Origin of the sequence: Salegentibacter mishustinae, assembly GCF_002900095.1 — a bacterium.
Lineage (GTDB): Bacteria > Bacteroidota > Bacteroidia > Flavobacteriales > Flavobacteriaceae > Salegentibacter > Salegentibacter mishustinae.
The window spans coordinates 497,476-523,530 of record NZ_LLKN01000002.1 but is presented as its reverse complement, the minus strand read 5'-3'; the positions used below and the strand labels follow the sequence as shown (position 1 = coordinate 523,530).

At 35.8% G+C, this 26,055-nt stretch carries 24 protein-coding genes and 1 tRNA gene; 17 read left to right on the top strand and 8 right to left on the bottom strand.

The window, feature by feature from the left end; translation table 11 throughout:
• Positions 1–25: 25 nt before the first annotated feature.
• The 3 genes from rnr to APB85_RS05330 are packed head-to-tail and all read left to right on the top strand — an operon-like array spanning position 26 to position 3,635.
• A complete protein-coding gene (gene rnr / locus APB85_RS05340) occupies positions 26–2,212 on the top strand; it encodes a ribonuclease R (RefSeq protein WP_057480913.1) in 2,187 nt (728 codons plus the stop codon).
• A gap of 22 nt (positions 2,213–2,234) precedes the next feature.
• Positions 2,235–2,906, top strand: coding sequence for a head GIN domain-containing protein (locus APB85_RS05335; protein ID WP_063870571.1), 672 nt, complete (start codon positions 2,235–2,237; stop codon positions 2,904–2,906).
• Positions 2,907–2,936: 30 nt separating this feature from the next.
• Positions 2,937–3,635 (top strand): LysE family translocator, encoded by a 699-nt coding sequence (locus APB85_RS05330; RefSeq protein ID WP_057480915.1) that lies wholly within the window; start codon positions 2,937–2,939, stop codon positions 3,633–3,635.
• Between the two features lie 132 nt (positions 3,636–3,767).
• On the opposite strand, the gene APB85_RS05325 is transcribed toward APB85_RS05330, so the two are convergent.
• From APB85_RS05325 to APB85_RS05315, 3 genes are all read right to left on the bottom strand, one after another.
• A tRNA-Cys gene (locus APB85_RS05325) sits at positions 3,768–3,838 on the bottom strand.
• A 79-nt stretch (positions 3,839–3,917) separates the two neighbouring features.
• Positions 3,918–4,274 (bottom strand): dihydroneopterin aldolase, encoded by a 357-nt coding sequence (gene folB, locus APB85_RS05320; RefSeq protein ID WP_057480916.1) that lies wholly within the window; start codon positions 4,272–4,274, stop codon positions 3,918–3,920.
• A 110-nt stretch (positions 4,275–4,384) separates the two neighbouring features.
• Positions 4,385–5,101: a ZIP family metal transporter gene (locus APB85_RS05315; protein ID WP_057480917.1), complete on the bottom strand. Its 717-nt coding sequence runs from the start codon at positions 5,099–5,101 to the stop codon at positions 4,385–4,387.
• Between the two features lie 196 nt (positions 5,102–5,297).
• On the opposite strand from APB85_RS05315, the gene APB85_RS05310 reads away from it, so the two are divergent.
• The 4 genes from APB85_RS05310 (at position 5,298) to APB85_RS05295 (ending at position 8,085) form a co-directional block, all read left to right on the top strand.
• Positions 5,298–6,974: a glutamine--tRNA ligase/YqeY domain fusion protein gene (locus APB85_RS05310; RefSeq protein WP_057480918.1), complete on the top strand. Its 1,677-nt coding sequence runs from the start codon at positions 5,298–5,300 to the stop codon at positions 6,972–6,974.
• Positions 6,975–7,113: 139 nt separating this feature from the next.
• Positions 7,114–7,485, top strand: coding sequence for a YtxH domain-containing protein (locus tag APB85_RS05305; RefSeq protein WP_057480919.1), 372 nt, complete (start codon positions 7,114–7,116; stop codon positions 7,483–7,485).
• A gap of 10 nt (positions 7,486–7,495) precedes the next feature.
• Positions 7,496–7,846: a phage holin family protein gene (locus APB85_RS05300; RefSeq protein WP_057480920.1), complete on the top strand. Its 351-nt coding sequence runs from the start codon at positions 7,496–7,498 to the stop codon at positions 7,844–7,846.
• Positions 7,847–7,851: 5 nt separating this feature from the next.
• A complete protein-coding gene (locus tag APB85_RS05295) occupies positions 7,852–8,085 on the top strand; it encodes a DUF6327 family protein (protein ID WP_057480921.1) in 234 nt (77 codons plus the stop codon).
• A gap of 169 nt (positions 8,086–8,254) precedes the next feature.
• On the opposite strand, the gene APB85_RS05290 is transcribed toward APB85_RS05295, so the two are convergent.
• Entirely contained in the window at positions 8,255–9,217 is a 963-nt protein-coding gene (locus APB85_RS05290; protein WP_057480922.1) for an SPFH domain-containing protein, read from the bottom strand.
• A gap of 323 nt (positions 9,218–9,540) precedes the next feature.
• Positions 9,541–11,058, bottom strand: a complete 1,518-nt coding sequence (gene gltX / locus APB85_RS05285; RefSeq protein WP_057480923.1) for a glutamate--tRNA ligase — start codon at positions 11,056–11,058, stop codon at positions 9,541–9,543.
• 116 nt (positions 11,059–11,174) lie between these two features.
• Between gltX and APB85_RS05280 the strand changes: the two genes are divergently transcribed.
• The 6 genes from APB85_RS05280 (at position 11,175) to APB85_RS05255 (ending at position 18,948) form a co-directional block, all read left to right on the top strand.
• Positions 11,175–14,435 carry a DUF4175 family protein gene (locus APB85_RS05280; protein ID WP_057480924.1) on the top strand — a complete coding sequence of 1,087 codons (3,261 nt, stop codon included), beginning with the start codon at positions 11,175–11,177 and terminating at the stop codon, positions 14,433–14,435.
• The gene (ybeY, locus tag APB85_RS05275) at positions 14,428–14,847 is read left to right on the top strand and encodes an rRNA maturation RNase YbeY (RefSeq protein ID WP_057481063.1); all 420 of its coding nucleotides are present in this window, start codon (positions 14,428–14,430) and stop codon (positions 14,845–14,847) included. Before APB85_RS05280 ends, ybeY begins: the two co-directional genes overlap by 8 nt.
• A gap of 20 nt (positions 14,848–14,867) precedes the next feature.
• A complete protein-coding gene (gene mnmG / locus APB85_RS05270) occupies positions 14,868–16,739 on the top strand; it encodes a tRNA uridine-5-carboxymethylaminomethyl(34) synthesis enzyme MnmG (RefSeq protein WP_057480925.1) in 1,872 nt (623 codons plus the stop codon).
• Between the two features lie 156 nt (positions 16,740–16,895).
• Positions 16,896–17,372: a hypothetical protein gene (locus tag APB85_RS05265; protein WP_057480926.1), complete on the top strand. Its 477-nt coding sequence runs from the start codon at positions 16,896–16,898 to the stop codon at positions 17,370–17,372.
• Positions 17,372–18,205 (top strand): class I SAM-dependent methyltransferase, encoded by an 834-nt coding sequence (locus APB85_RS05260; RefSeq protein WP_057480927.1) that lies wholly within the window; start codon positions 17,372–17,374, stop codon positions 18,203–18,205. Before APB85_RS05265 ends, APB85_RS05260 begins: the two co-directional genes overlap by 1 nt.
• A 227-nt stretch (positions 18,206–18,432) precedes the next feature.
• Positions 18,433–18,948 carry an OmpH family outer membrane protein gene (locus APB85_RS05255; protein ID WP_308430028.1) on the top strand — a complete coding sequence of 172 codons (516 nt, stop codon included), beginning with the start codon at positions 18,433–18,435 and terminating at the stop codon, positions 18,946–18,948.
• A gap of 148 nt (positions 18,949–19,096) precedes the next feature.
• Here the strand turns inward: APB85_RS05255 and APB85_RS05250 are convergent, their stop codons facing one another.
• Positions 19,097–19,492 (bottom strand): hypothetical protein, encoded by a 396-nt coding sequence (locus APB85_RS05250; protein WP_057480928.1) that lies wholly within the window; start codon positions 19,490–19,492, stop codon positions 19,097–19,099.
• A gap of 4 nt (positions 19,493–19,496) precedes the next feature.
• Entirely contained in the window at positions 19,497–20,651 is a 1,155-nt protein-coding gene (locus APB85_RS05245) for a DNA polymerase III subunit (RefSeq protein WP_057480929.1), read from the bottom strand.
• 140 nt (positions 20,652–20,791) lie between these two features.
• Here APB85_RS05245 and APB85_RS05240 point away from each other — a divergent pair, with 140 nt between their 5' ends.
• Genes APB85_RS05240 through APB85_RS05230 form a run of 3 tightly spaced genes read left to right on the top strand, consistent with a single transcriptional unit; the run spans position 20,792 to position 24,613 of the window.
• Positions 20,792–21,976 carry a phosphoglycerate kinase gene (locus APB85_RS05240; protein ID WP_057481065.1) on the top strand — a complete coding sequence of 395 codons (1,185 nt, stop codon included), beginning with the start codon at positions 20,792–20,794 and terminating at the stop codon, positions 21,974–21,976.
• Positions 21,977–22,024: 48 nt separating this feature from the next.
• Positions 22,025–23,608, top strand: coding sequence for a LysM peptidoglycan-binding domain-containing protein (locus APB85_RS05235; RefSeq protein ID WP_057480930.1), 1,584 nt, complete (start codon positions 22,025–22,027; stop codon positions 23,606–23,608).
• A gap of 24 nt (positions 23,609–23,632) precedes the next feature.
• Positions 23,633–24,613, top strand: coding sequence for a DUF4837 family protein (locus APB85_RS05230; protein WP_057480931.1), 981 nt, complete (start codon positions 23,633–23,635; stop codon positions 24,611–24,613).
• Between the two features lie 78 nt (positions 24,614–24,691).
• Here the strand turns inward: APB85_RS05230 and tatA are convergent, their stop codons facing one another.
• A complete protein-coding gene (gene tatA, locus APB85_RS05225) occupies positions 24,692–24,904 on the bottom strand; it encodes a twin-arginine translocase TatA/TatE family subunit (protein WP_057480932.1) in 213 nt (70 codons plus the stop codon).
• Between the two features lie 215 nt (positions 24,905–25,119).
• Between tatA and APB85_RS05220 the strand changes: the two genes are divergently transcribed.
• A complete protein-coding gene (locus tag APB85_RS05220; RefSeq protein ID WP_057480933.1) occupies positions 25,120–25,989 on the top strand; it encodes a M23 family metallopeptidase in 870 nt (289 codons plus the stop codon).
• Positions 25,990–26,055 lie beyond the last annotated feature (66 nt).

The following is a 26,055-nucleotide window of genomic DNA, read 5'->3' as shown; positions in this document are numbered from 1 at the left end:
GTAATTTTATACTTTAAATATTGAAATGAGTAAAAAGAATAAAAATAAATCCCAACACCAGAGTAATCTTTCCAAAAGTATTTTAGATATCCTTAGAAAGGACGCCGGTAAAACCTTTAATCATAAGCAAATTGCCGCTAAGCTTGGCGTTAATGATGCTAATAGTAGAAATAATATTATTAAAAAATTAGCCCAGTTAGCTGCAAAAAAGCAAATTGAAGAAGAGGGCCGTGGAAAATTTAAAATAGTTAAAAGCAACGATTATTACCGGGCAGTGATAGATATGACCACCAAAGGTTATGCTTATGCGATGGTAGACGAATTAGAAGACGATGTTTTTATCTCACCAAGAGATCTAAATACTGCATTTAATGGAGACGAAGTAGAAATTTATATTTATAACCGAAAACGCAATAAAAAATCTGAAGGAGAAGTAACTAAAATTTTAAATAGAAAAAGAACCGAATTTGTAGGGGTTCTTGATATGCAGAAAGATTTTGGTTTTGTGGTTATTGGAGATCCAAAAATGTATACCGATATTTTTGTTCAGAAGAACAAAATGGGAGAAGCAAAAGATGGCGATAAAGTAGTTGTTGAATTAGAAGAGTGGCCGGAAAAAGCCGATTCTCCTTTTGGTAAAATTATACAGGTTCTTGGTACACCGGGTGAGCATCATACCGAGATTCATTCTATCCTGGCACAATACGGTTTACCACATGAATTTCCGCAGGAAATTGAAGATTTTGCCAACCAGATAGATACTTCAATTCAGCCCGAAGAAATTAAAAAACGTCGCGATATGCGCGATGTATTGACTTTTACCATAGACCCTGCAGATGCGAAGGATTTTGATGATGCTTTAAGTTTTCAAAAACTGGAAAATGGAAACGTGGAAGTAGGGATTCATATTGCCGATGTTTCGCATTATTTGCAACCCGGTACAGTGCTGGACGACGAGGCTTACGAACGAGCAACTTCTGTTTATTTAGTAGATCGGGTGGTGCCCATGTTGCCGGAAGTACTTTCTAACAACGCCTGTTCTTTAAGGCCTAATGAAGAAAAATATACTTTTTCGGCAGTTTTTGAAATCGATAAGAACACAAAAGTCGTGAACGAGTGGTTTGGGAGAACCGTTACTTATTCTGACGCCAGATTTGCTTATGAAGAAGCACAACAAATAATTGAAACCGAAAAAGGAGATATTCCAGAAGAGATTTCTATTCAGGATAAGGCTTATACGGTAAAAGATGAAATTGTTGAAGCTGTTTTAACAATGAATAAGATGGCTAAAAAGATGCGTGCTACCAGGATGCGTCAGGGTGCGATTTCATTTGATAAAGTTGAAGTTAAGTTTCAGTTAGATGAAGAAAATGAACCGGTTGGTGTTTACTTTAAAACAGCCAAAGATGCCAATAAACTTATTGAAGAGTTTATGCTTTTAGCTAACCGAAAAGTGGCTGAATTCATAGGAAAAAGAGACGAAAAGAAAACTTTTATTTATCGTTGTCACGATGAACCCGATGAAGAAAAATTGGTTTCTTTAAACAGTCTTGTTTCCAGGTTTGGACACGGTTTAAATCTTAAAAACAGGAAAACTGTATCTTCATCTTTAAATCAATTATTGCAGGATGTACAGGGAAAAAAGGAACAGAATTTAGTAGATACGCTTGCTATTAGAACGATGAGCAAAGCTTATTATGGCACCGAAAATATTGGGCATTATGGTTTAGCTTTCGATTATTACTCGCATTTTACTTCGCCAATTAGAAGATATCCAGATGTTATGGTGCATAGATTATTGCAGCGTTATCTAGACGGTCAGCCTTCTGCTAAAGAAGATGAATACGAAGAGAAATGTCATCACAGTAGTGAAATGGAGAACCTTTCTTCTAATGCCGAAAGGGATTCTATTAAATACATGCAGGTGAAATTTATGCAAGATCACCAGGATAAAGAATTTATAGGGGTGATTTCCGGGGTAACAGATTTCGGAATATTTGTGGAAATTGTAGAGAATAAATGTGAAGGAATGATTCGCCTACGCGATATTAAAGGCGATCATTATGATTTTGATGCCGATAACTATGCAATTGTAGGTAGAAAAACTAAAATGGTTTATCAGCTTGGAGATGAAGTAATTGTAAAAGTAAAAAATGCCGATTTAGTGAAAAGACACTTAGATTTTACCTTGATTGGTAAAAAGGAAGAATAAGAACTTTTTAAATCAAATAAAGATGAAAAAATATTTTTTTGCACTGTTTTTAATGAGTGCGGGAATGCTTAGCGCTCAGGAATTAACCCAGGATTTGGGTGAATTCAATGAAATTAAGGTTTATAATGGTTTAGATGTTATTTTAAAGGAGGCCAATCAGAATAAAGCCATAGTGACCGGGAAAAATAGAACCGATGTAAAATTTAAGGTCGATAATGGAATTTTAAAGGTGAGGATGAGTATTGATGAAATTCTTGACAACGATAATACTCAAATCACTATTCAGTTTAAAAAATTGGATAAAATTGATGCCCGCCAAAATGCTTCTATTAAGGTAGATTCTAAACTTAAGCAGGAATCTCTGCATTTAAATGCTTCTGAAGGAGCCGATATTTTTGCTGATGTAAATCTTGATAATCTTTATGTAGATACTAATACTGGTGCCGAAATAGAAGTAGAAGGAAAAACCGAGGATCAGGAAGTAAGTATCAATACCGGCGGAAAATTATTCGCTAAAAATCTAAAATCTACAAACACCACCATTAGCATAAAAGCAGGCGGAATAGCCGATATTACTGCTAATGGCAGGGTAGAAGCAAAGGTTAGAGCCGGGGGTACCGTAAATGTGTATGGTAATCCTAAAACTTTAGACCAAAATACCCTATTTGGCGGTAAAGTGATTAGAAAAAACTAAAAGGTTACATTTGTAAAATAATACAATTGTATGTTTCAGGATGTATTAGCAGCCTTACCCTTAGGTCTTTTTTTAGCTTTTTTATTAGGTCCGGTTTTCTTTGTACTACTGGAAACCGCTGCTATTAAAGGATTTAGAGCTGCTTTTTCTTTCGATCTTGGAGTAATCCTGGCAGATATTATATTTCTTTTTATTGCTTACTTAAGTACCACAAAATTACTTTCCCGTATTAAAGACGATCCCGCTTTGTTTCTCTTTGGCGGAATGATTTTAGCTACATACGGGGTTATGAGCTTCGTACAGACTAAAAAAGTACTTAGACAGGACGATGATACCCCAGAGATAAGAAAGCTCAGCAAAAGCGATTATTTTGGCTTAGCAGTAAAAGGTTTTCTACTAAATTTTATCAATATTGGAGTATTGGGTTTCTGGCTGGGATTAATTATTGTGTTCGGGCCAAAACTGGATATGGAACAAGATCGAATAATGGTTTTCTTCGGAAGTGTTTTAGGAACATACCTGGTTTTAGATATTTTTAAAATTCTACTCGCCAAAAAATTGAACAGAAAACTTACCCCAAACCGAATCTATCTTATGAAAAAGGGGATTAGCATATTACTCATTGTTTTTGGGGGAATGCTTATTTTCCAGGGACTCTTTCCCAACCAGGTTAATGGAATCAAAGATCAAATAGAAACGATTACTCCAAACGATACCATTAATAATTAAGCAAAAATTTCAAACTATTAAATGTATATAGCGTCCTAAACTTTCAGGAAAATTACGGCATCATTCAATTTCTAAAATGAGATATCCTGAATCTTACGCATAAAAAAAGCCCCTTAATAAAGGAGCTTTTTGAGGCATCGAGCGGATTCGAACCGCTGTACAAGGTTTTGCAGACCTCTGCCTAGCCACTCGGCCACGATGCCCTATTTTGGGGTTGGCAAATGTAATAAAAAATTTAGCTTTAAAAAATAAAAGACTTACAGCAATTTATGATTTTAAAAATTAGCGCGATTTACTTCTTATAACGCTAACCATAGCCACGTTTCCACCAATAGGCGGATTAATCTTAGATACTTCAACTTTTGCCTTTTGTACCAGGATGATTTCATCTAAAACCCGTTTTAGGATACGTTCGGCCACAGTTTCCAGAAGTTTAGACCTAATAGCCATCTCTTCCTTTACAATTTTGTTTAGATGTACATAATCAATGGTATCTGCGAGCGCATCTGTTTTGGCAGAGTGAGACAGATCGCCTTTAACTTTAAGGTTTACACGATAATCGCTACCTATTTTTCCTTCTTCATCAAGACAACCGTGATAGGCAAAAACCTTGATATTTTTTAATTTGATACTTCCCAAAAGATTGTTTTTTTACTCGATAATCGAGATTTGTATGTTCTGTAATATCTTGGAAACTTACTCCAGGATAATTTACAAAGATAGGTTTGCGGGTGCTTTATTTCAATTTATTAATGAATAAGTTTATCGCCAATAATTCCTATTAAAAATCCCAGGTTTGCTCCTAATGCCGGTAACCAGGTCTTTTTCAGTTTTACACTGGGTGCAATATCCTGGAAAATAAGGTATAAAATTCCACCACTGGCAAAAGTCATAATTCCTGCGGTTACTTTTGGCAAATCACTAAGCAAATAGAAGCCGGTAGTAGCACCAATTATACCCATAAAACTTAATAAAAACAGGATACTAAGTGCTTTTTTGGGTTTAAATGTATTTGCGGTAAGATCTTGGTAAGAATTAAAAGATTCCGGTAGATTTTGGAGTCCGATGAAAACAGCCAGTAGAATTCCGGTTTTTCTATCTGTGGCAAAAATAGCTCCAAGCGCAAGGGCTTCAGGAATAAAATCCAGTAACATTGCTATGAGCTGTGAATATTTACTGCCCGATTTTTCTATTTTCTTATCTAAAAAGAAGAAAATTAATGTTCCTGCTGCGAAACACAATATTAGCGGGAAAAGCTCTAATTCTTCTATGCCCTTTGGAATTAAAACTAGGGCAAGTGCGGCAAGGATAATACCACCACCAAAGGCAATTACAAAATGATTAATTTCCTTTTTATGCTTATTTCCGCTAAATTCTTTTCCGAAGAAATAAGATACTAATCCACCAAAAAATACGGTAATTCCTGAAAAAGCAGAGTAAAGTATAATAAGTAAAACTTCTGGCATAATAGATTTTTTGCTGATATATAATAAAAGATAAATATATTATTTCTTGTTTTCGAAAGCTTGGGCTATGCGATCTAATTTTTGGTAACTTTGCGCTTTATTCCTGTAAATTGGGGAATAATCTAAAATACTCGAATTTATAAATAATTGTCTGATTTTAACCTTCTATTCTTGGAGGTTCTTGATATATTAAATTATGGCTGAAGAAAAAAGACCACTCAATTTTATTGAGCAAATTATAGAAGAAGATCTTCAAAATACCCACAAAAGGGAAGAATTAAAATTCAGGTTCCCACCAGAACCTAATGGTTACCTGCATATTGGGCACGCGTCTTCTATTTGTCTCAATTTTGGTTTGGGAGAAAAATACAATGCACCTGTAAATCTTAGATTTGACGATACAAATCCTATAAAAGAAGAACAGGAATTTGTAGATGCCATTAAAGAGGACGTTTTGTGGCTTGGATTTAAATGGGAAAAGGAATGTTATGCTTCAGATTATTTTCAGCAGTTGTATGACTGGGCTGTAGAAATGATTAAGAATGGAGATGCCTATGTAGATAGCCAAACTTCAGAAGAGATAGCGATGCAAAAGGGAACTCCTACCGAACCCGGAAAGGAAAGCCCATATAGAAAACGTTCTATTGAAGAAAACCTGGACCTATTTGAGAAAATGAAAAACGGGGAAACTCCAGAACGAGGACACGTTTTGCGAGCAAAAATAGATATGGAATCTCCTAATATGCTTATGCGAGATCCTGTAATGTACCGCTGTTTGCACAAGAGCCACCACCGTACCAAAGATAACTGGAAGATCTACCCAATGTACGATTGGGCTCACGGAGAAAGCGATTTTATTGAAAGTATTTCTCATTCTTTTTGTACCCTGGAGTTTTTACCACACCGTGAACTATACAATTGGTTCATTGAAAAAGTAAGTAAAGAAGGTGAATTAAAGCCTAAACAAAGAGAGTTTGCCCGTAGAAATGTTAGCCATACGGTAGTTAGTAAGCGTAAACTGATGCAATTGGTAGAAAAGGGCGTAGTTAATTCCTGGGACGATCCAAGAATGCCAACAATTTCGGGCCTTAGGCGAAGAGGTTATACTCCTAATGCTATAAGAAAGTTCGCCGATTCTATTGGTGTTGGAAAACGGGAAAATATGATAGATGTTGCACATTTAGAATTTTGCGCCCGTGAAGATCTTAATAAAACAGCTCCAAGAGTTATGGGTGTTTTAGATCCTGTGAAATTGGTGATTACTAATTATGAAGAAGGAAAAGAAGAGTGGTTAGAAGCAGAAAATAACCCGGAAGACGAATCGGCCGGAAACAGGGAAATTCCATTTTCAAGAGAACTGTATATAGAAAAGGAAGATTTCAAGGAAAGCGCGAATAGAAAATTTTTCAGGTTAACGCTTGGGAAAGAAGTACGACTAAAGAACGCTTATATTATAAAGGGCGAAGAAGTAGTAAAGGATTCCGAAGGAAATATAACCGAGATCCATTGTACTTACGATCCTAAAAGTAAGAGTGGAAGCGGCACCGAAGAATCTATGCGAAAAGTAAAAGGAACCTTGCACTGGGTTTCTGCAAAACACGCTTTAGAGACTGAAATAAGGCTGTATGATCGCTTATTTAGTGTTGAAAATCCGGATGGCGATAAAGAAAAAGATTTTATGGAATTTATAAATCCTGAATCACTTCAGGTGATAAAAGGATATGTTGAACCAAGTTTAAAATCTGCCGGAATTCAGGATAAATTTCAGTTTCAACGCATAGGATATTTTTGTGTAGATAAAGAATCTAAAGAGGGACAACCAATCTTTAATCGCACAGTAACATTAAGGGATTCCTGGGCAAAGAAGAAATAAGCTGTTCTTCATTTGGTTAAGTGGCTTTTTAAGAATATTTTAGTAAAGCATTTTAACATATTAACCGGTTATTAACAGCATACGCTTAATCCATCTTGTATATTTGGATTTAGTAATAACTTAACTAATAAAAACTATTATGGCAAATACAGGAAGTACACTATTAGCATTAATTACCGGAGCTGCAATTGGAGCAGGAGTAGGTTTATTATATGCTCCAGATAGCGGTGAAAAAACCCGTAAGAAATTAAAAGATGAGTCCAAAAAGGCTCAGGATAAATTGAATAAAAAATACACTGAAACTTCTTCTAATTTAACTGAAAAAGCTAAGCAAGCTCGTGTAGATTTTGAAACACGTCTAGAAGAAACACTTTCTTCAGCCAGCCATAAGGCAGATGATATTCTTACTGCAATGGAAACGAAATTGGAAGAGCTTAGAAAGCAGAACGCCAAACTACAAAAAGAAGGCGATAGCGGAGATAAAGGTAAACCTAACAAAGCAGTAGTATAGAAACATTTTTATGGCATTTGAAAAATTATCCAGGAGTATTGATGAGTTAAATTATAATTTAAAGGCATTTGCTCACAGCAATACCGAATATTATAAGCTTCAATTCTTTAAATCTGCTATGAAGGGGGCCATTGGTCTCGTTCAGGGTTTATTGTTGGGTATATTTTTCATTTTTGCTTTAATATTGATCTCTGTAGCCCTGGCTATTGTAATTAGCGAGGCTATAGGTACACCGTCTTCTGGTTACTTTATTGTTGGTGGATTCTATTTTTTACTATTCCTCCTTGTTCTAATTTTCGGAAAAAAACCGATTGAAAAATTACTTTTGGTAAAAGTTTCAAGAAAATTTTTTAACGACTAATCGCTATGAAGGAATATAGTTCATTTAAAGAAATAGATAGGGATCTAAAAATCCTGAAACTTCAAACCAAAATAGACCAGGAGGAGATAAAATTGAATATAGAGCGCACAAAAAGCGCTTTATCTCCTTTATCTCTTGCAGGGAGTATGGTAGGATCAATTTTACAGAAAGCCTTTATTCTTAAAGCGGTAACAAAACTTACTGGTTTAAGAAAGGTAACTGCTAAAGTTAAAGGCTAAAGGACTTCTTATAGACATATTATTAGGGTTTGAAAGTTTGTTTTTTATCCCCGTCAACCTGAACTTGTTTCAGGTTCTAAAGTGTTAGATTCTGAAATAAATTCAGAATGACGTATGATTCAAAAACAAACCTTCAAACCTTTTTTTATTTACACAAGAATAGGTTTTATTATTTCCTTCTCGAATCATCCTGATTCTTTTTCTCCTGTTCAATTTCTTCGTTTTTCTTACGCATAGCTTCTCCAATCTGGTTAGAAGCCGTAAAGGAAGCCACCATATTATTTAGCATATCGCTGCCGGCCTGGGGCGAATTCGGTAATAAAATTAGATTACTGTTGGTTTCCTCGCCAATGGCTTGTAAAGTGTCATAATGTTGCGTTACCACAATTAAAGCCGAAGCTTCCTGGGAGTTTATCCCCACATTATTAAGTACATCAACACTTTCTTCAAGTCCGCGGGCAATTTCCCTTCTTTGATCGGCAATTCCCTGTCCCTGTAAACGCTTACTTTCGGCTTCAGCGCGAGCTTTAGCAACAATTCGTATTCTTTCGGCTTCTCCTTCGTATTCTGCGGCCACTTTCTCACGTTCTGCTGAGTTTATTCTGTTCATAGCATGTTTTACCTGCTCATCTGGATCAATGTCTGTTACAAGCGTTTTAATGATGTCATAGCCATAATCTTGCATAGATTCGTTGAGTTCACGATTAACGGCAATAGCTATATCGTCTTTTCGTTCAAAAACATCATCGAGAATCATTTTTGGAACTTCAGCCCTTACAACATCAAAAACATAAGAAGTGATCTGGTCTGCCGGACTTTCAAGTTTATAGAAAGCATCGTAGATATTAGTTCTAATTACCTGGAATTGCACCGATATTTTCAGCTTAACGAACACGTTATCCTTGGTTTTGGTTTCTACCAGAACATCCAGCTGTTGTACTTTTAAATTGATTCTACCGGCAATTTGATCTATTATGGGAATCTTTAAGTGAAGTCCGGAATTTTTAATGCTTTTAAATTTTCCAAATCGTTCTAAAATCGCCGCTTTTTGTTGACGAACAGTGAAAATTCCGCTGAAAAGAATCACCAGAAATAAAACAATAATGATTGGGATGAAGACGTAGCTAAGCATATTTGAAATTTATGAATTGATTGTTCACCAAGATAGTGAAACTTTGCTCGATAATCGAGATCAAATACACGGAGGCTTATCTCGAAATCAAAATATATTTTCCAACTATAATGCTTCGTGAGCTTGGTTTGAAGTAGTTTGCTTAGCCGTATTGGAATAAAACAAAGATAGGCTGTTTGAAAGATTTTAAATTTTCGTCAAGCTGAACTGGTTTCAGCTTCTAATATGAACTAATTATTCAAATGTTAGATCCTGAAATAAATTCAGGATGACGTCTTAAAGAGCTTTCAAACAGCCTACTTTAAAAGTATGCTTCAAATATTTTACCCCAGCGTTTTTATCGCTTTTTCCAAACGGGAAATGGTTTCTTCTTTTCCAATCATTTCAGCGATTTCGTAAAGATCTGGACCTTGCATAGCGCCTACTAGAGCTAATCTAAAAGGCTGCATTACCTTGCCAAAACCAACTTCTTTTTGTTGGATCCAGGCTTTTACTTCGGCCTGAACGTTTTCAGCCTTAAAATCTTCCTTTTTTTCTAAAACCTGAATTAATTCCTGTATCAAATCGCCTGTATCATCCTTCCATGCTTTTTTAGCATTTTTAGGATCGTATGAAGTAGGAGCGAGGAAGAAGAAATAACCCTGGTCCCAAATATCGTTTACAAAAACAGCGCGTTCTTTCATCAAGGTAACTACTTTTAAAACGTATTCTGAAGAAACCTTAATCTCCTTCTCTTCAATTATTTTTTCAAGCTTTTTAGCGACTACTTTGTCATCTGCCTCGTGCATATAATGTTGCTGAAACCACTTGGTTTTTTCGGGATCAAATTTAGCTCCGCCCTTATGAACCCTGTCTATTTCAAATGCTTCAACCAGTTCGTTTAATTTAAAGAATTCCTGCTCAGTACCTGGATTCCAACCTAAAAAAGCCAGCATATTGGTAACGGCTTCAGGGAAATATCCATCTTCTCTATAACCCGCAGAAATTTCTCCTGATTTAGGATCTTTCCATTCTAGCGGAAACACCGGAAAACCTAATTTATCTCCATCTCTCTTGCTTAATTTTCCTTTTCCCTGCGGCTTCAAAATAAGCGGTAAATGCGCAAATTTAGGAGCATCCCATCCAAAAGCTCTGTATAACATAAAATGAAGCGCCAGCGAAGGCAACCATTCTTCACCACGAATAACGTGAGAGATTTCCATTAAATGATCATCAACGATATTGGCCAGGTGGTAAGTTGGCATACCATCACTTTTAAACAAAACCTTATCGTCTAAAGTGCTGGTGTCAATTTCCATTTCACCACGAATTTCATCTTTTATGTGAAGATTTTCGTCTTCAGGTGATTTAAATCTGATCACATAATGCTCATCGGCATCTAATTTATCTCTAACCTCGTCTTCAGAAAGCGCAAGAGAATTCTGCAATTTCATTCTATTATGCCAGTTGTAGATAAAGGTTTTGCCTTTTTCCTCATGGTCTTTTCTATGTGCGTCTAACTCTTCAGCGGTATCAAAAGCGTAATAAGCCTGACCCTTTTTCAGGAGTTCTTCGGCGTATTTTCTATAAATATCTTTGCGTTCACTCTGGCGGTAAGGGCCGTAATCACCTTCTTTTCCCGGACCTTCATCATAAGGAATTCCGCACCAATTAAGCGATTCAACAATATAATCTTCCGCACCATCAACGTATCGGTTTTGATCGGTATCTTCTATACGTAACACAAAATCTCCCTTGTGTTTTTTGGCAAATAAATAATTATATAAAGCTGTTCTTACCCCGCCAATATGCAAAGGGCCGGTTGGACTTGGCGCAAAACGCACGCGAACTTTAGCAGACATATCTAGTTTTGTTTTTAACTGCAAAGATACAACCTTATTAAACGAAACCTAATGAGAGCCGAATCAATACTATGTAAATCACTCCGTCAAAATTGTTGTATTTTTAAGCTTCAATTATGGAAAATTACAATCAAATAAAAAGAAAGCTGGCTGCCTTTATCAGGAAGTTTTACCTGAATAAATTGCTGAAAGGAATTATCTTATTTCTGGCTATTGGCTTGCTTTATTTCCTAGGCGTTTTGGCGGTAGAACATTTTCTGTGGTTAGAACCATCAGCAAGAACATTTTTATTCTGGATTTTTGTTGGAGTAGAGGTGATGCTTTTGGGATACTTTATTATAATCCCGTTAACGAAACTCTTTAAATTTTCCAGCGGAATAAATGATGAAGAAGCTTCAAGAATTATCGGATCACATTTTCCTGAAGTAAACGATAAATTGCTGAATATTCTTCAGCTTAAAAAAGATTCGCAACAATCTGAATTATTATTAGCGGGGATTGAACAAAAGTCGGCCGAACTAAATAAAGTTCCATTTACCCGTGCTGTAGATTATAAGGAGAACAGGAAATACTTAAAATACGCCTTATTTCCGGTAGTATTGATTTTAGGACTTTTAGTAACCGGAAATATTAAGCTAATTTCTTCTTCATTAGATAGACTCGCAAAATATAATATCGAATTTGAAGCGCCTGCGCCATTCAGGTTTATAATTTTAAACGATTCTTTGAAAGCTAGGGAGAATTCTGAATATAAAATCCTGGTAAAAGCAGAAGGAAATATTACTCCCGAAAAGCCTGAAATTTCTTATAACGGCCAAACCTATTTTTTAAAACAAGTTGCCCCTGGAAGTTTTGAATATACTTTTAAAAGGCTTCAGAATAATTTAAATTTTAGATTGAGTGCCAACGGCATTAATTCTAAAGAATATACTCTTGAAACCCTAAAAGTACCCAAGCTTTTAGATTTTAAAATGAAGTTTGACTATCCCAATTACATAGGAAAGCTTAACGATAGTTTGAGCGGCTCTGGAAATGTAAACGTACCTGAAGGCACAAAAATCACCTGGAATTTTAATACGAGAAATACCGAAATTCTCAATTTTTCAACAAAAGATTCTTTAATAAAACTTCCTGCTGAAAACTCTGCTTTCCAATATACCCAGTCGGTTTATTCCCGTTTGGATTATAGTGTTAGCACTTCAAATGAGACGATCAAAAATTTTGAGGCTTTAGATTATTCTATAAACGTGATCAAGGATGAATATCCGGTAATTGAAATTCAACAGAAACTGGATAGTACAGATAATAGTACACAATATTTCTATGGTAAACTTTCAGATGATTATGGTTTGAACAGGTTGAATATGGTTTATTATATTGAAAATAAAGAAGATAGCCTTAAGAAAGAAGAGATTTCCATCTCTAAAGCCGCTTTTGATGATTTTCATTACACATTTCCCGGAAATTTGGATCTAAAACCCGGAGAAACCTATAATTTCTATTTTCAGCTTTGGGATAATGATGGAGTTAATGGATCAAAAAGTACCAAAAGTTCAACCTTCAGTTTCCGCAGAAAAACAGCAGATAAAATTGAGGAAGAAAAGCTAAAACAACAGGGTGAATCCATTAATAATCTAAGTAAAAGTTTAAAGGATATTAAATCTTCCGAAGAAGAATTAAATGAACTTAACCGCCTGCAAAAGGAAAATGAAAACCTGGATTATAATCAGCGTAAAAAACTTCAAAACTTTATTCAACGCCAAAAGCAGCAATCTGAAATGATGCGTAGTTATTCTGAAAAACTAAAGAAGAGTTTTGAGAAGGAGAAGGACGAATTGAATTCAGATTCTTTGGAAAAAGATAAACTCAAAAAGCGTTTGGATAGAAATGAAAAACGCCTTCAGGAGAATGAAGCGCTATTGAAAGAGTTGCAAGAAATGGGTGATAAGATCAGCCGGGAAGAGTTGGGAGAAAAACTGGAAGAGCTTTCTAAAAGAAATCAAAGTGAAGAAAGAAATTTAGAGCAGCTATTAGAATTAACCAAACGCTATTATGTAGAAGAAAAACTTCAAAAATTGGCGAGAGATTTGGATAAGCTTTCTGAAAAACAAGATCAACTGTCAGAAAATTCTGATGCTGAATCTTTAGAGGAGCAAAAGGAAATTGGGGAAGAATTTGAAGAATTTAAGCAGGAAATGGATCAATTAGAAGATGATAATAAGGATTTACAAAAGCCAACCGATTTGCCGCGCGAAGAAATTGATGAAGAAAGCATAGAAAAAGAATTGAATGATGCAGAAGAGAATTTAGATAAAGGAGACAGGGAAAAGGCAAAAGAAAAACAGAAGAATGCTGCCCAGCAAATGAAAGAAATGAGTCAAAAAATGCAGCAGCGTTCCATGCAGCAAAGTGGAGAAGAATTAAAGGCCGATATTGAAACGCTTCGACAAATACTCGATAATTTGGTCACATTTTCATTTCAACAGGAGGAGTTATTGGAAGACTTCGGTAAAATAGATATCAATAATCCTGGATACGCGGCCAGGCTTAGAAGACAAAGTGATCTTAGGGAAAACTTTAGGCATATTGATGACAGTTTATATTCTCTTGCACTAAGCAACCCTATGATCACCGAAAATATTACTAAGAGCTTAACCGATATTGAATTTGACATAGATAAATCTCTTGAGCGGCTTGCGGAGAATGAATTACCCCAGGGAACCGCAAGCCAGCAATATGTGGTAACCGGTGCAAATGATTTAGCTTATATGCTAAGTGAAATTCTGTCGATGATGCAACAACAGGCAAATCCACAATTAGGAAAAGGGCAGGGAGAAAATTCAGAATTTCAACTTCAGGATATTATTAAAAAGCAGCAGGAGATTAATAAAGAATTCCAGAAGCAGGGAAAACAACAAAAAGGAGAACAGAATGAAGGAAAGAAACCCGGGGAAGGAATGGGAGAAGAGGAGATGGAAGGCTTGTTTGAGATCTATAAGGCTCAGCAGGAACTGCGGCAAAGCTTACAGGAATTAAATGAAAAAGAAGGATCGCAACAGGGAAAACAAATTGAAGAACAAATGAAGGATGCAGAGGAACAACTTTTGGATAAAGGTTTTGATCCTGAAAACCTTCAGAAATTGCAGCAATTGGAACACGAATTGATGGAATATGAAGAGGCGCGTTTGCAGCAGGGAGAAAATAATAAGCGAGAGTCTGAAACCAATCTTCAGCAGTTTGATAACCGCTCTAAAGATCAAAGTATTAAGGCTAAAGAATATTTCAATTCTATCGAAATTTTAAATAGACAAAGCTTACCTTTGCGCGAAATTTATAAACAGAAAGTAAAAACCTATTTTGAGCGAACAGATAATTAATTTTTATTCGGAAAATGATTTCGAGTTGCAGGAAGAAAAATCTTTTGATACCTGGATTAGAAAAGTAATCTCTTCAGAAGAAAAACAACTTGGAGAGATTAATTATATTTTTTGCGACGATCATTATTTGTATAAGATCAATCTCAAATTTTTGGATCACGATACTTACACCGATATTATCTCTTTTGATAATTCTGAAGGAGACGAATTGAACGGGGATATTTTTATTAGTATAGATCGTGTAACCGAAAATGCGAAAGAGTATAATGTTGATTTTTCTGATGAACTTAAAAGGGTTATGATCCACGGGATTTTGCATTTATGTGGATATGGAGATAAGACTGAAAGTGAAGACGCTTTAATGCGACAGAAGGAAGACGAAAAGATTGGATTGTTCCACGTGGAACAATAAATTTAGAAAGAAGAATTTTTATGTTCGAAAGTGAATATGATGTTATTGTAGTAGGTGCTGGTCACGCTGGAAGCGAAGCCGCCGCCGCCGCCGCAAATATGGGTTCTAAAACCTTGTTGGTGACGATGAACCTGCAGAATATTGCGCAAATGAGTTGTAATCCTGCTATGGGCGGGATTGCAAAAGGACAAATTTTGCGTGAGATTGATGCAATGGGTGGTTACAGCGGATTGGTTAGTGACACCAGTGCCATTCAATTTAAAATGCTTAACAAATCTAAAGGACCTGCAATGTGGAGTCCTAGGGTGCAAAGCGACCGTATGATGTTTGCTGAGCATTGGCGACTCAGATTAGAGCAAACCCCAAATCTGGATTTCTACCAGGAAATGGTAGCCGGTTTGATTTTAGAAGGCAACGAACTTAAAGGTGTAAGAACTTCTTTAGGTTTGGAAATTCGCGCTAAATCTGTGGTGCTAACCAATGGTACTTTTTTAAATGGATTAATTCATATTGGGGATAAGAATTTTGGAGGCGGTAGAGCAGGAGAGAGAGCCGCAACCGGAATCACGAAAGATCTTGTTGATGTAGGTTTTGAATCTGGTAGAATGAAAACTGGAACACCGCCAAGAGTAGATGGCAGATCTTTAGATTATTCTAAAATGATGGAGCAACCCGGGGATGATGTTCCTTCTAAATTTTCTTTTTTAGATGAAACCCAGCCTTTAAAAAAACAGCGTTCTTGTTATATGACTTACACCTCGCCAGAGGTGCACGAAATTCTTAAAGATGGCTTCGAAAGATCCCCAATGTTTAATGGACGTATTCAAAGTATTGGACCTAGATATTGCCCAAGTATAGAAGATAAAATAAACAGGTTTGCTGATAAGGATAGGCATCAACTTTTTGTTGAACCAGAAGGATGGAATACGGTAGAAGTTTATGTAAATGGCTTTTCTACTTCGCTTCCAGAGGATGTTCAATTTAAAGCCTTACGATCTGTAGCTGGATTTGAAAATGTGAAATTTTTTAGACCTGGTTATGCGATAGAATATGATTATTTTCCACCTACGCAGTTGAAACATACTTTAGAAACCAAGTTGGTTGACGGACTATATTTCGCCGGTCAAATTAATGGAACTACGGGTTATGAAGAAGCCGCTTGCCAGGGATTAATGGCAGGAATAAATGCTGCTTTAAAGGTTCAGGAGAAGGAAGAATTTATCATTAAGAGAAACGAAGCTTATATAGGGGTTCTTATAGACGATCTTATTACTAAGGGTACAGAAGAGCCTTATAGAATGTTTACTTCTCGTGCTGAATATAGAACTTTATTACGGCAGGATAATGCCGATTTTAGATTGACAGAACGCTCTTATAAATTAGGTTTGGCTTCTGAAGAGCGTATGCGAAAAATGGAAGAGAAAAAAGAAAAGTCTTCCGATTTTGTCAATTTCCTGAAGAATAAAAGTGTTTCTCACGAGGATGCAAATCCTATTTTGGAAGCGAATAATTCTTCTCCGATGAAACAAAGCGATAAGATCTTTAAAATATTTTCCCGCCCGAATATTACAATGGATGATGTTCGAAATTTCCCTGGAGTAGAAGAATATATTCAGGAGAATAATTTGAATACCGAGATTTTAGAACAGACCGAAATTCAGGTAAAGTATTCCGGATATATCGAGAAGGAAAAAAATAATGCCGATAAATTAAACAGGTTGGAAGATGTAAAAATTCCGAATAGTTTTGATTATTCTAAGATCAAATCTATGTCTTTTGAGGCACGGGAAAAACTAAATAAAATTCAACCTACATCAATTTCACAGGCATCAAGAATAAGCGGGGTGAGTCCTAATGATATTTCTGTTTTGTTGGTTTATATGGGAAGATAATTTTAAAAGTTCCACGTGGAACAATTTAATTTTTGAAGTACTTTGTGTAGATAAATCATACAGGATTAACTTGAAAAAATATTAAAGATCAATCACATTTTTCATTTTTTAAAAGCGAGTTTAGGGAATAAGAGCTTCTTATTACTCTTTACATTTTTGATTTGTCAATCCTGCATAATTACTACGCATTCTGTAAAGGAAATTAAGACTTCAGAATTAAATTCTCCCGAAGATAAATTTGATTACACTTCTTTTAAATTTAGTAGTCCTATTAAGGTGCAAAAAACAAGAGATTGGTTTAGGAATTATTTTGCCTTAGATATTGAAGATGATTTAATGAATTTTAAAACAAGTTTTTTAGAGGGATCAGACCACGAATTTATTGTCACCGTTTTTGATTATTCAGATAGGGAAGAGTATATGGATCTCACCGGACTCTTTTTTGGAGAAGGCGTTGAAAGTAGAGAGAGCGATATAAAGTTTTTTGTTGGTATTACAGTAACCGACAAAACCGGAGTAGATCACTTAGAAGAAAGTTCTATTTTTCAAAAACCGTTACTCGAACAATTAACTGAAATGCGTGAGGAGTTTAGAGACTTTACCGTGAATAATCCCGATCAAAAATTCTTTTAATGAGCGATAAAAGTTTTCATTTAACCTGTAAAGATCATTTAGTTTCTGGAGAGGAATTTCAATTACAAAAGAGAAGTGATTTTGAAATTTTAGAAACCATTCCAAAACCGGAAAATCTTTCGGCTTACTACGAAAGTGAAAATTATATTTCTCATACAGATTCCAGTAAAACTCTAACCGATAAAATTTACCAGGCGGTTAAAAATTTTATGCTGCTGCAGAAGTTAAAGTGGATCAATAAAGTTGCTAAAGGAAATAACTTATTAGATATCGGTGCCGGCACCGGAGATTTTTTACAAACTGCCAAAAGAAAGAAATGGAATGTTGAAGGCATTGAACCAAATGCACAGGCAAGAAAATTAGCTGCTGAAAAAGGGATTGAGCTTCAGCAAGAATTATCTTACTTTGAGGATAGTTCTTTTGATGTAATTTCTATGTGGCATGTTTTGGAGCACGTTCCAGATTTCGATTTTCAGGTAAAAGAATTATACCGTTTATTAAAATCAAATGGGGTAGCGGTTATCGCGGTTCCGAATTTTAAAAGTTTTGATGCGGAATATTATAAAGAATATTGGGCGGCTTACGATGTGCCCAGACATCTTTGGCATTTTTCTCAAACTGGAATTACCGGGTTATTCAAAAAGCATAATTTTGAAAAACTTAATACCAAACCTCTTGTTTTTGATTCCTTCTATGTGAGTTTACTTTCAGAAAAAAACAAAACTGGAAAATCAAATATGATAAAAGCTTTTAAAAATGGCCTGGAATCAAATTTAAGAGCACAAGGCACTTCAGAGTATTCTTCTCTCGTCTATTTCTTCAAGAAATGCTAAAAAACGTGTTTTAAGCGCGTTTAAGACTGTTTTGAGTTTATTATAATATACAATTAGGGTTATTTTGAGAAATAAGCTTATTTCTAAGCTATTTAAGTCATTTTTAATCTATTAAACTTATCATTATAATTTTATATATAAGAATTTCTTATATATACTTCATAAGTCAGTTTTGATTTAAATCGAAAATTTAACTTTCATACATTTGCGGCAAACAAATTCAATTAATGATGAAAAAACTTTTAATGATTTTGGTAGTTGCTGTTTTGCTTACTTCCTGTGACCAGGAAAAAACGGCTTATGTAGATACCACAAAACTTATCCAGGAGTACAAAGAAATGAAAGATGTTGAAGCTGACTTTACTTCTAAATCAGATTCGGTAAAGAGACAATTAGATTCTATTGCCAGAGGATTTCAGCAGGAAGTTCAGGCTTACCAACAGGAAATGAATTCTATGTCTCAGGCGCAACGCCAGGAAAAAGAGCAGGAGTTAATGCAAAAGCAGCAAAGAATCCAACAGCAACAGCAAATGCAAGGTAGTCGCCTAAGAGAGCAGAGCGATGCTGTTATAGATTCTATTGTAGATAAAGTTAAGGATTATGTAGCAGATTACGGAGAGGAGAATGGCTACACCTACATTTTTGGTTCTAACGAGTCTGCCAATATTATGTATGCGAAAGATGGGAAAGATCTAACACAGGAAATTCTTGATAATTTGAATGAGACTTATAACAAGAACTAGACTAAAGTTATGAGTTTTTAAAAGAGGTCTGAGAAGTAATTCTTTTCGTCAAGCTGAACTTGTTTCAGCTTCTAAGTTAATTTTAACCTAGATCCTGAAACAAGTTCAGGATGACGAGTTTAGAAAACTTCTCAGACCTCTTTCTATTTTAAGACATTAAGTAAACTCCAAAGATCACTACGATAAAATAGCCGGTTAATGTAAAGGCACCGGCGTAATCTTTAGCAATTCTTTGTCCGAATAATAACATTAAAAGAGTGATAGCAGCCAGGATGCAAGCGTAAAGCGCTATTGTAGGATCATTATAAGCGATTAGCCATATAATTCCAAGAATAGTGGCAAAGCCTGTAATGATCTCAATTATCATAATTATTCCGACCATAAGCGGCACCTGCCCGGCAAGAAATGTTCCTGAAAAATGCTCTTTTAACCAACCGGTATTTCCTTTCCAGTCTGAAGCTTTATCTATTCCAGATTGTAAAAATGTAATTAGAATAAATAAAAGAATAAGAATCTCGGTAATATTCGCGTAAAGGTTCTCCATAATTTTAAGCGGCTTTTTTATGTAAATATCGGGTTAGTCTTATAGAAAGATCGGTTAGTATAATCTTTGCATTTCCGTTTCTTTCAATGTGATAAATGGCTTCTTCAAGAGCTTCAATAATATCTTTAATATTATTACCGTGAACAAAGGGCGCAAATTTCTCCAGTTTAAATCCAGGTGTTGCCGGTTCAAGATAGACCAGTTTTTCAGCTTTATAATTGAGCATTAAGGCCTGGCGGAAAAAGTCTATGCAATACAATAAAAAGCTCTTTTGAGATTCCCTGCCCATTCCTGCAATTTCTTCGCTCCAGGCAATAAGTTCAAGAACCGTAGATCGATTTCCTTTAGCTTTAAATGCACTACGCACCCAATTGATAAACCAGGTTTCAAATTGCTGATCTCCGCTATCTTTTTGTAATAAATGTAAAGCCTGGGTATAACTACCATTGGCCTGGTGGGCAATTTTTAAAGCCTCAGATTTAGTACAATTTTCATTTTTTTCTAAAAATGCGGCAATTTCATCTTCCGGTAAAGGAGGGAAATGTAGTTTTTGACAACGAGACCGTATGGTTTGTATAATCTGTTCTTCATCTTCGGTCACTAGAAGAAACAGCGTATTGTTTGGTGGTTCTTCTATTAATTTCAACAATTTATTGGCAGCCGCGGTATTCATCTTTTCGGCCATCCAAATGATCATAATTTTAAATCCGCCTTCATATGCTTTTAAGGAAAGCGATTTAACTACTTCCTGGGCTTCGTCTACACCAATTTGACCCTGTTTATTTTCAATTCCAAGTTTTTGGTACCATTCGAATAAACTTCCGTAGGGATTGGTTTTTATAAATTCCCGCCATTCTTCTATAAAGTGAGAAGAAACAGGATGTTTTTTTATTTTTTGATTGGCAGCAACGGGAAATGCAAAATGGAGATCGGGATGCGCCAATTTTTTAAATCGCTCATTACAATTGCTGTTTCCAGAATTGTTTTCTCCTTCCTTATTTTTGCGAAGTATGTATTGTGCGTAAGCAATGGCCAGAGGTAAAGTACCACTACCACTTTTTCCAACAAATAACTGCGCGTGCGGAACACGGCCATTATCTGAAGTGGTCGTAAGATGTTTCTTTAAATGCTGTAAACCTATTATTTCTTCAAAAAGCATAAGCAAATATAAAATTTATATACACTTTAATGTCTTCGGAAAAATTTATATTTGTAAATAGCACAAGCTGAATGAAAGTCGGTTGTGCTTAATGTTAATCAACCAAACCAGAATTTTAGGTTTTAAAAAAAGAAATGAAAATGAAGACTTTAAACGATTTTAATTTTAAAGATAAGCAGGCCTTAATAAGAGTAGATTTTAATGTTCCATTAAACAAAGATCAGGAAGTAACTGATGCTAATAGAATTGAGGCGGCAAAACCAACTATTCTTAAAATTTTGGAAGATGGTGGGAGCGTTGTTTTAATGTCGCATCTTGGCAGACCAGAGGGCAGAGAAGAAAAATATTCTTTAAAACATATTGTCACAAAAGTTGCAGAAGTTATTGCAGTAGAGCCAAAATTTGTGGACGATTGTGTTGGAGAGGAAGTTAATGCTGCAGCCGATAATTTGCAACCCGGAGAAATTTTATTACTTGAAAATCTTAGATTTCATAAGGAAGAAAAAGCCGGTGATGAAGATTTTGCAAAAAAGCTTTCTAAATTAGGTGATATATATGTGAACGATGCTTTTGGTACCGCTCACCGTGCCCACGCGTCTACTACAATAGTAGCTAAGTATTTTGACGACAAATGTTTTGGGCATCTATTAGAAAAAGAGATCAAGAACCTGGATAAAGTACTTCATAGTAAAGAAAAACCGGTAACCGCAGTTTTAGGAGGAGCTAAAGTTTCTTCTAAAATTACCGTAATTGAGAATATTCTTGATAAAGTAGATCATTTGATTATTGGAGGCGGAATGGCCTATACCTTTATTCTTGCCAAAGGTGGAAAAATAGGAAATTCTCTCGTTGAAGAAGATAAGCAGGAATTAGCCTTAGAAATTCTTAAAAAGGCTGAAGCTAAGAACGTACAGGTTCATCTTCCGGTAGATTCTATTATTGCCGATAGTTTTTCTGAACAGGCTACCACAGATGTTAGCAAGATAAATGAAATTCCAGATGGTTGGATGGGACTTGATGCCGGTCCTGAAAGTATCGAGAACTTTGATGCTGTAATAAAAAAATCAAGAATTATCCTTTGGAATGGTCCGCTTGGAGTTTTTGAAATGGATAAATTTTCAAAAGGAACTGTAGCTTTAGGAAACTCAATTGCTGAAGCAACTAAAAACGGAGCATTCTCTCTAGTTGGCGGAGGAGACTCTGTTGCGGCAGTAAAAAAATTCGGTTTTGAAGATAAAGTAAGCTATGTTTCTACCGGTGGTGGAGCTATGCTAGAAATGTTAGAAGGAAAATCCCTGCCAGGTATCCAGGCAATAGGGAGATAGACGTACTAAAAATTTCGATTTTACGTTCTTTTAAAAATCTTGAATATTATGGTTAAGCATATAATTTTATCTCTTGTATTCTTTTTTGGAATTAGCTTGCATGCACAGGAAGAAACAAAGGGAAAGCAGGTAGAGAAAGCTAATTTTAGAGTACAAATCTTCCAAAAGGTAGATAGCAGTGAAATTATTCTTGCTCATCCAGACCCTGAATTCAGGGATAAATTACCAATTTCGGCTGTGATTAGGGACTCTTCTTCGGTATCGCTGGAAGATCTACCTCGTGCAGCCGAAATTGATTCTGTTTGGAGAGCACAGCTTACCAATTCAGATCTTTTTGATACGATGTATAAAAGCATCAGGGAACAGGATTATGAAGACGAGGTTAATAAAGAACTTCCTACCGATACTTTAAAGGCCAGGCTTGCTAAATTAAATGCCCGTACACCTTTTAACGTCCAATACCATCCGGTACTGGAAAGTGTGATAAATTCCTACTTAAAACGAAATAAGAAAGCTATGGAGCGCCTTATGGCTTTAAGCGAATATTATTTCCCCATGTTTGAACAGCAATTGGATAGGTATGATATTCCATTAGAAATTAAATACCTGGCCATTGTAGAATCGGCTTTAAACCCAAGAGCAAAATCCTGGGTGGGTGCTACCGGACTTTGGCAGTTTATGTACAGAACAGGTAAGGCCCATGGTCTTGATGTAAGCAGTTATGTAGATGAGCGTATGGATCCGCAAATGTCTACTGAAGCCGCCGCAAAATACCTTGCAAACCTATATCGTTCTTTTGAAGATTGGGACTTAGTATTGGCTTCTTATAACTCTGGTCCGGGAAATGTTTCTAAAGCTATTCGCCGTAGTGGCGGTTCCAATAATTACTGGGAATTAAGACGATTTTTACCAAGGGAAACTGCTGGTTATGTACCGGCATTCTTGGCAACACTCTATCTTTTTGAATATGCCGATGAGCATAATTTCCAGCCACAAGCTCCAGAAATTGCATTTTTTGAAACAGATACGATCAAAGTAAAGAAGTTGATTACTTTCGAGCAGATTTCTGAAGTTACCGGGGTAGAAGAAGAGACGCTTCAGTTTTTGAACCCGAGTTATAAATTAGATGTGATTCCTTTTATAGAGGATGAAAATTATATGATAAGGCTTCCTACAACCGTTAGTGGCGCTTTTGTGAGCAACGAGGCTGCGATCTATAATTTTGCCGAAGAGGATATTAAAAAGAAAGCAAAAGCTTTCCCTGAATTTGTAAAAGCAGAAGATAAAGTTAGGTATCGCGTAAAAAGTGGCGATTATTTAGGAAAAATTGCTGAAAAATACGGGGTAGGAGTGAGCAGTATTAGGCGCTGGAATAACCTGAGAGGCAATAATATTAGAATTGGCCAGTATCTTACTATCTACCCACGAAAACCCGGTGTAAGCTCTCAAAATGTTGCTGCTGAAAATAGCCAGAAAAATAGTGCAAAAACCTATACGGTAAAGAAAGGAGATTCACTTTGGAGCATTTCCAGGAAATTTCCGGGAGTTACGGTACAGAATTTGAGGTCTTGGAATGATATGGGCGCTAACAGCCTAAAACCCGGTATGAAACTTAAACTTTCTAAGGGCTAATCATTTCAAACCAAACTAAAAACAATGAAAAAAACATTATTTCTTCTATTCAGTTTAGTTTTTCTAGTCTCTTGTAATGAAAATGGAGATAAAGCAGAAGAACGTATCCTTTCAGATTCTTCAGGAAATATTAATCAAATTACCTTAATCATTGAAAATGAGCTTTGGGAAGGCCAGGTTGGGGAAGCGATAAGGAATAATTTTGCCGCTACGGTAGAAGGTCTTCCGCAGGAGGAGCCAATGTTCTCTTTAAGCCAAATTCCCCCTGAAACATTTAGTGGTTTTGTGCGAAGAAACCGTTCGTTTATCTCTGTACAGGAAGGTGATGATGCCGGGGCCAGGATTGTAAAAGATCTTTATGCCCGCCCGCAAACCGGGGTAATTATCTCTGGTGAAAGCGAAGAAGAACTTGTTCATGTGATTAATGAAAGTTCCCAAAAGCTGGTTTCAGCCTTTAAGGAGACTGAAATGAAAGAGAAGCAACGCCGAATGCGAAAGTCGCTTAAAAAGGATGGTAAGTTGGAAGAAAAGTTCGGTTTATCACTTGATTTTCCTTCTGCTTACAGATATGCCCTGGAAGAAGAAGATTTTGTTTGGATAAGAAAAGAGATTCCAAAAGGAAATATGGAAATCCTTATTTATGAAGTTCCAATTAATCAAATTGAGGCCGATACCAATACCATTGGTAATATCATAAAAATGCGTGATTCAATTGGAAAAGCACATATTCCCGGCCCTACGGAAGGAACTCATATGATCACGGAAGAAGCTTACGCTCCTTATCTTTTTGAAACTGAAATTGATGGAAAATTCGCTTATGAAACCCGTGGAACCTGGGAGGTAAAGGGCGCATTTATGGCTGGGCCATTTTTAAACTATGCTATTAAAGATGAAGCAAATGATCGCTTTTTAGTTATTGAAGGCTTTGTTTTCTCTCCATCTAGAGGAAAACGGGACAATATGTTTGAATTGGATGCTATCCTGCAATCGGCCGATATTGAATAATATTTACCTTTTACGTTTAACAAATAAAAAAGCCCAAACTTAAAAAGTTCGGGCTTTTTTTATAAGGTAGGTATTTGTCTATTTTTTCTCGTTAGAAAAATTCTTATCATCAGATGGAACTTTCTTTTCGCCGTCTTCGTCTTTAGAAGCGTCTTTAAATTCTTTAATTCCACTACCTAATCCTCTCATCAATTCAGGAATTTTTCGGCCTCCAAATAGAAGCAAAATTACCACAACAATTAATATTATTTGTGGGGCACCAATGGCTAATGGTAAAATAAATGCGTTCATAATATATGATTTAATATTACAAACTTAACAAGAATAAAGCAATTTCAACGTTAATATAGCTTAAATTTAAGTTATACTTGACTTAGGTTATATAAAATATAAAGGAGCTTACCGCTAAATTCATTCTTCATATCAGCAGGATGGCTCAAAATTGGGAGTATGTTTATGAACTTCATTAAGTGACACAAATTTTAAATTATATTTGTAAATGAATTATGGCTAAAAATAAAAAGGACAGGAAAAAAATAACCAGGAAGTTACTTCATAAATACCGTATGGTGGTTTTAAATGAAGATACTTTTGAGGAAAAACTCTCTTTTAAATTAACGCGGCTCAATGTTTTTGTCACTATTACTTTAAGTGCTATAATTCTTATTGCAGCCACTACATATATTATCGCTTTTACTCCGCTTAAAGAATATATTCCCGGTTATTCTTCTGCGCAATTAAAACAACAGGCTTCTCAATTAGCTTACCAGTCAGATTCCCTACAGCAGGTTTTAAAACTTAATAATCAATATTTAAGTTCTATAAAAAATGTACTTACAGGTAAAGCCGATACTTCCAGTTTGCATAGAGATTCCCTTTTAGAAAATCCTATTATGGAGCAGGAAATTGAAGCCATTGAACCCTCTCGCGCCGATTCTCTTTTGCGGGAAGAAGTTGCCCAGGAAGATAAATACAACGTGTTGCCCTCTGCTACAGATAATATAGATTTTTCTTTATTTCCACCGGTTAAAGGTTCAATTTCTGAAGGCTATGATGCTAAAGACAAACACTATGCTGTAGATATTGTGGTTGCTAAGAACACTCCGGTTAAATCTGTAGCCGATGGTCGTGTTATTTTTTCAGAATGGACTACAGAAACCGGTTACGTAATTATTATTAAGCATGAATATGGGTTGTTATCTGTTTACAAGCACAACGCTTCCCTATCTAAAGAACAGGGCGAAAATGTGAGAAGGGGAGAAGTTATTGCAACTGCCGGTTCTACCGGAGAATATACTACCGGCCCTCATTTACATTTTGAGCTTTGGAATGAAGCCGTGCCCGTAGACCCTACAGATTATATTGATTTTGATTAATAAATCACGACCTTTGCAGCGCTAAGCTGTTGCTTAAGTAATAGCATACCATTTAATTTCAAAAAA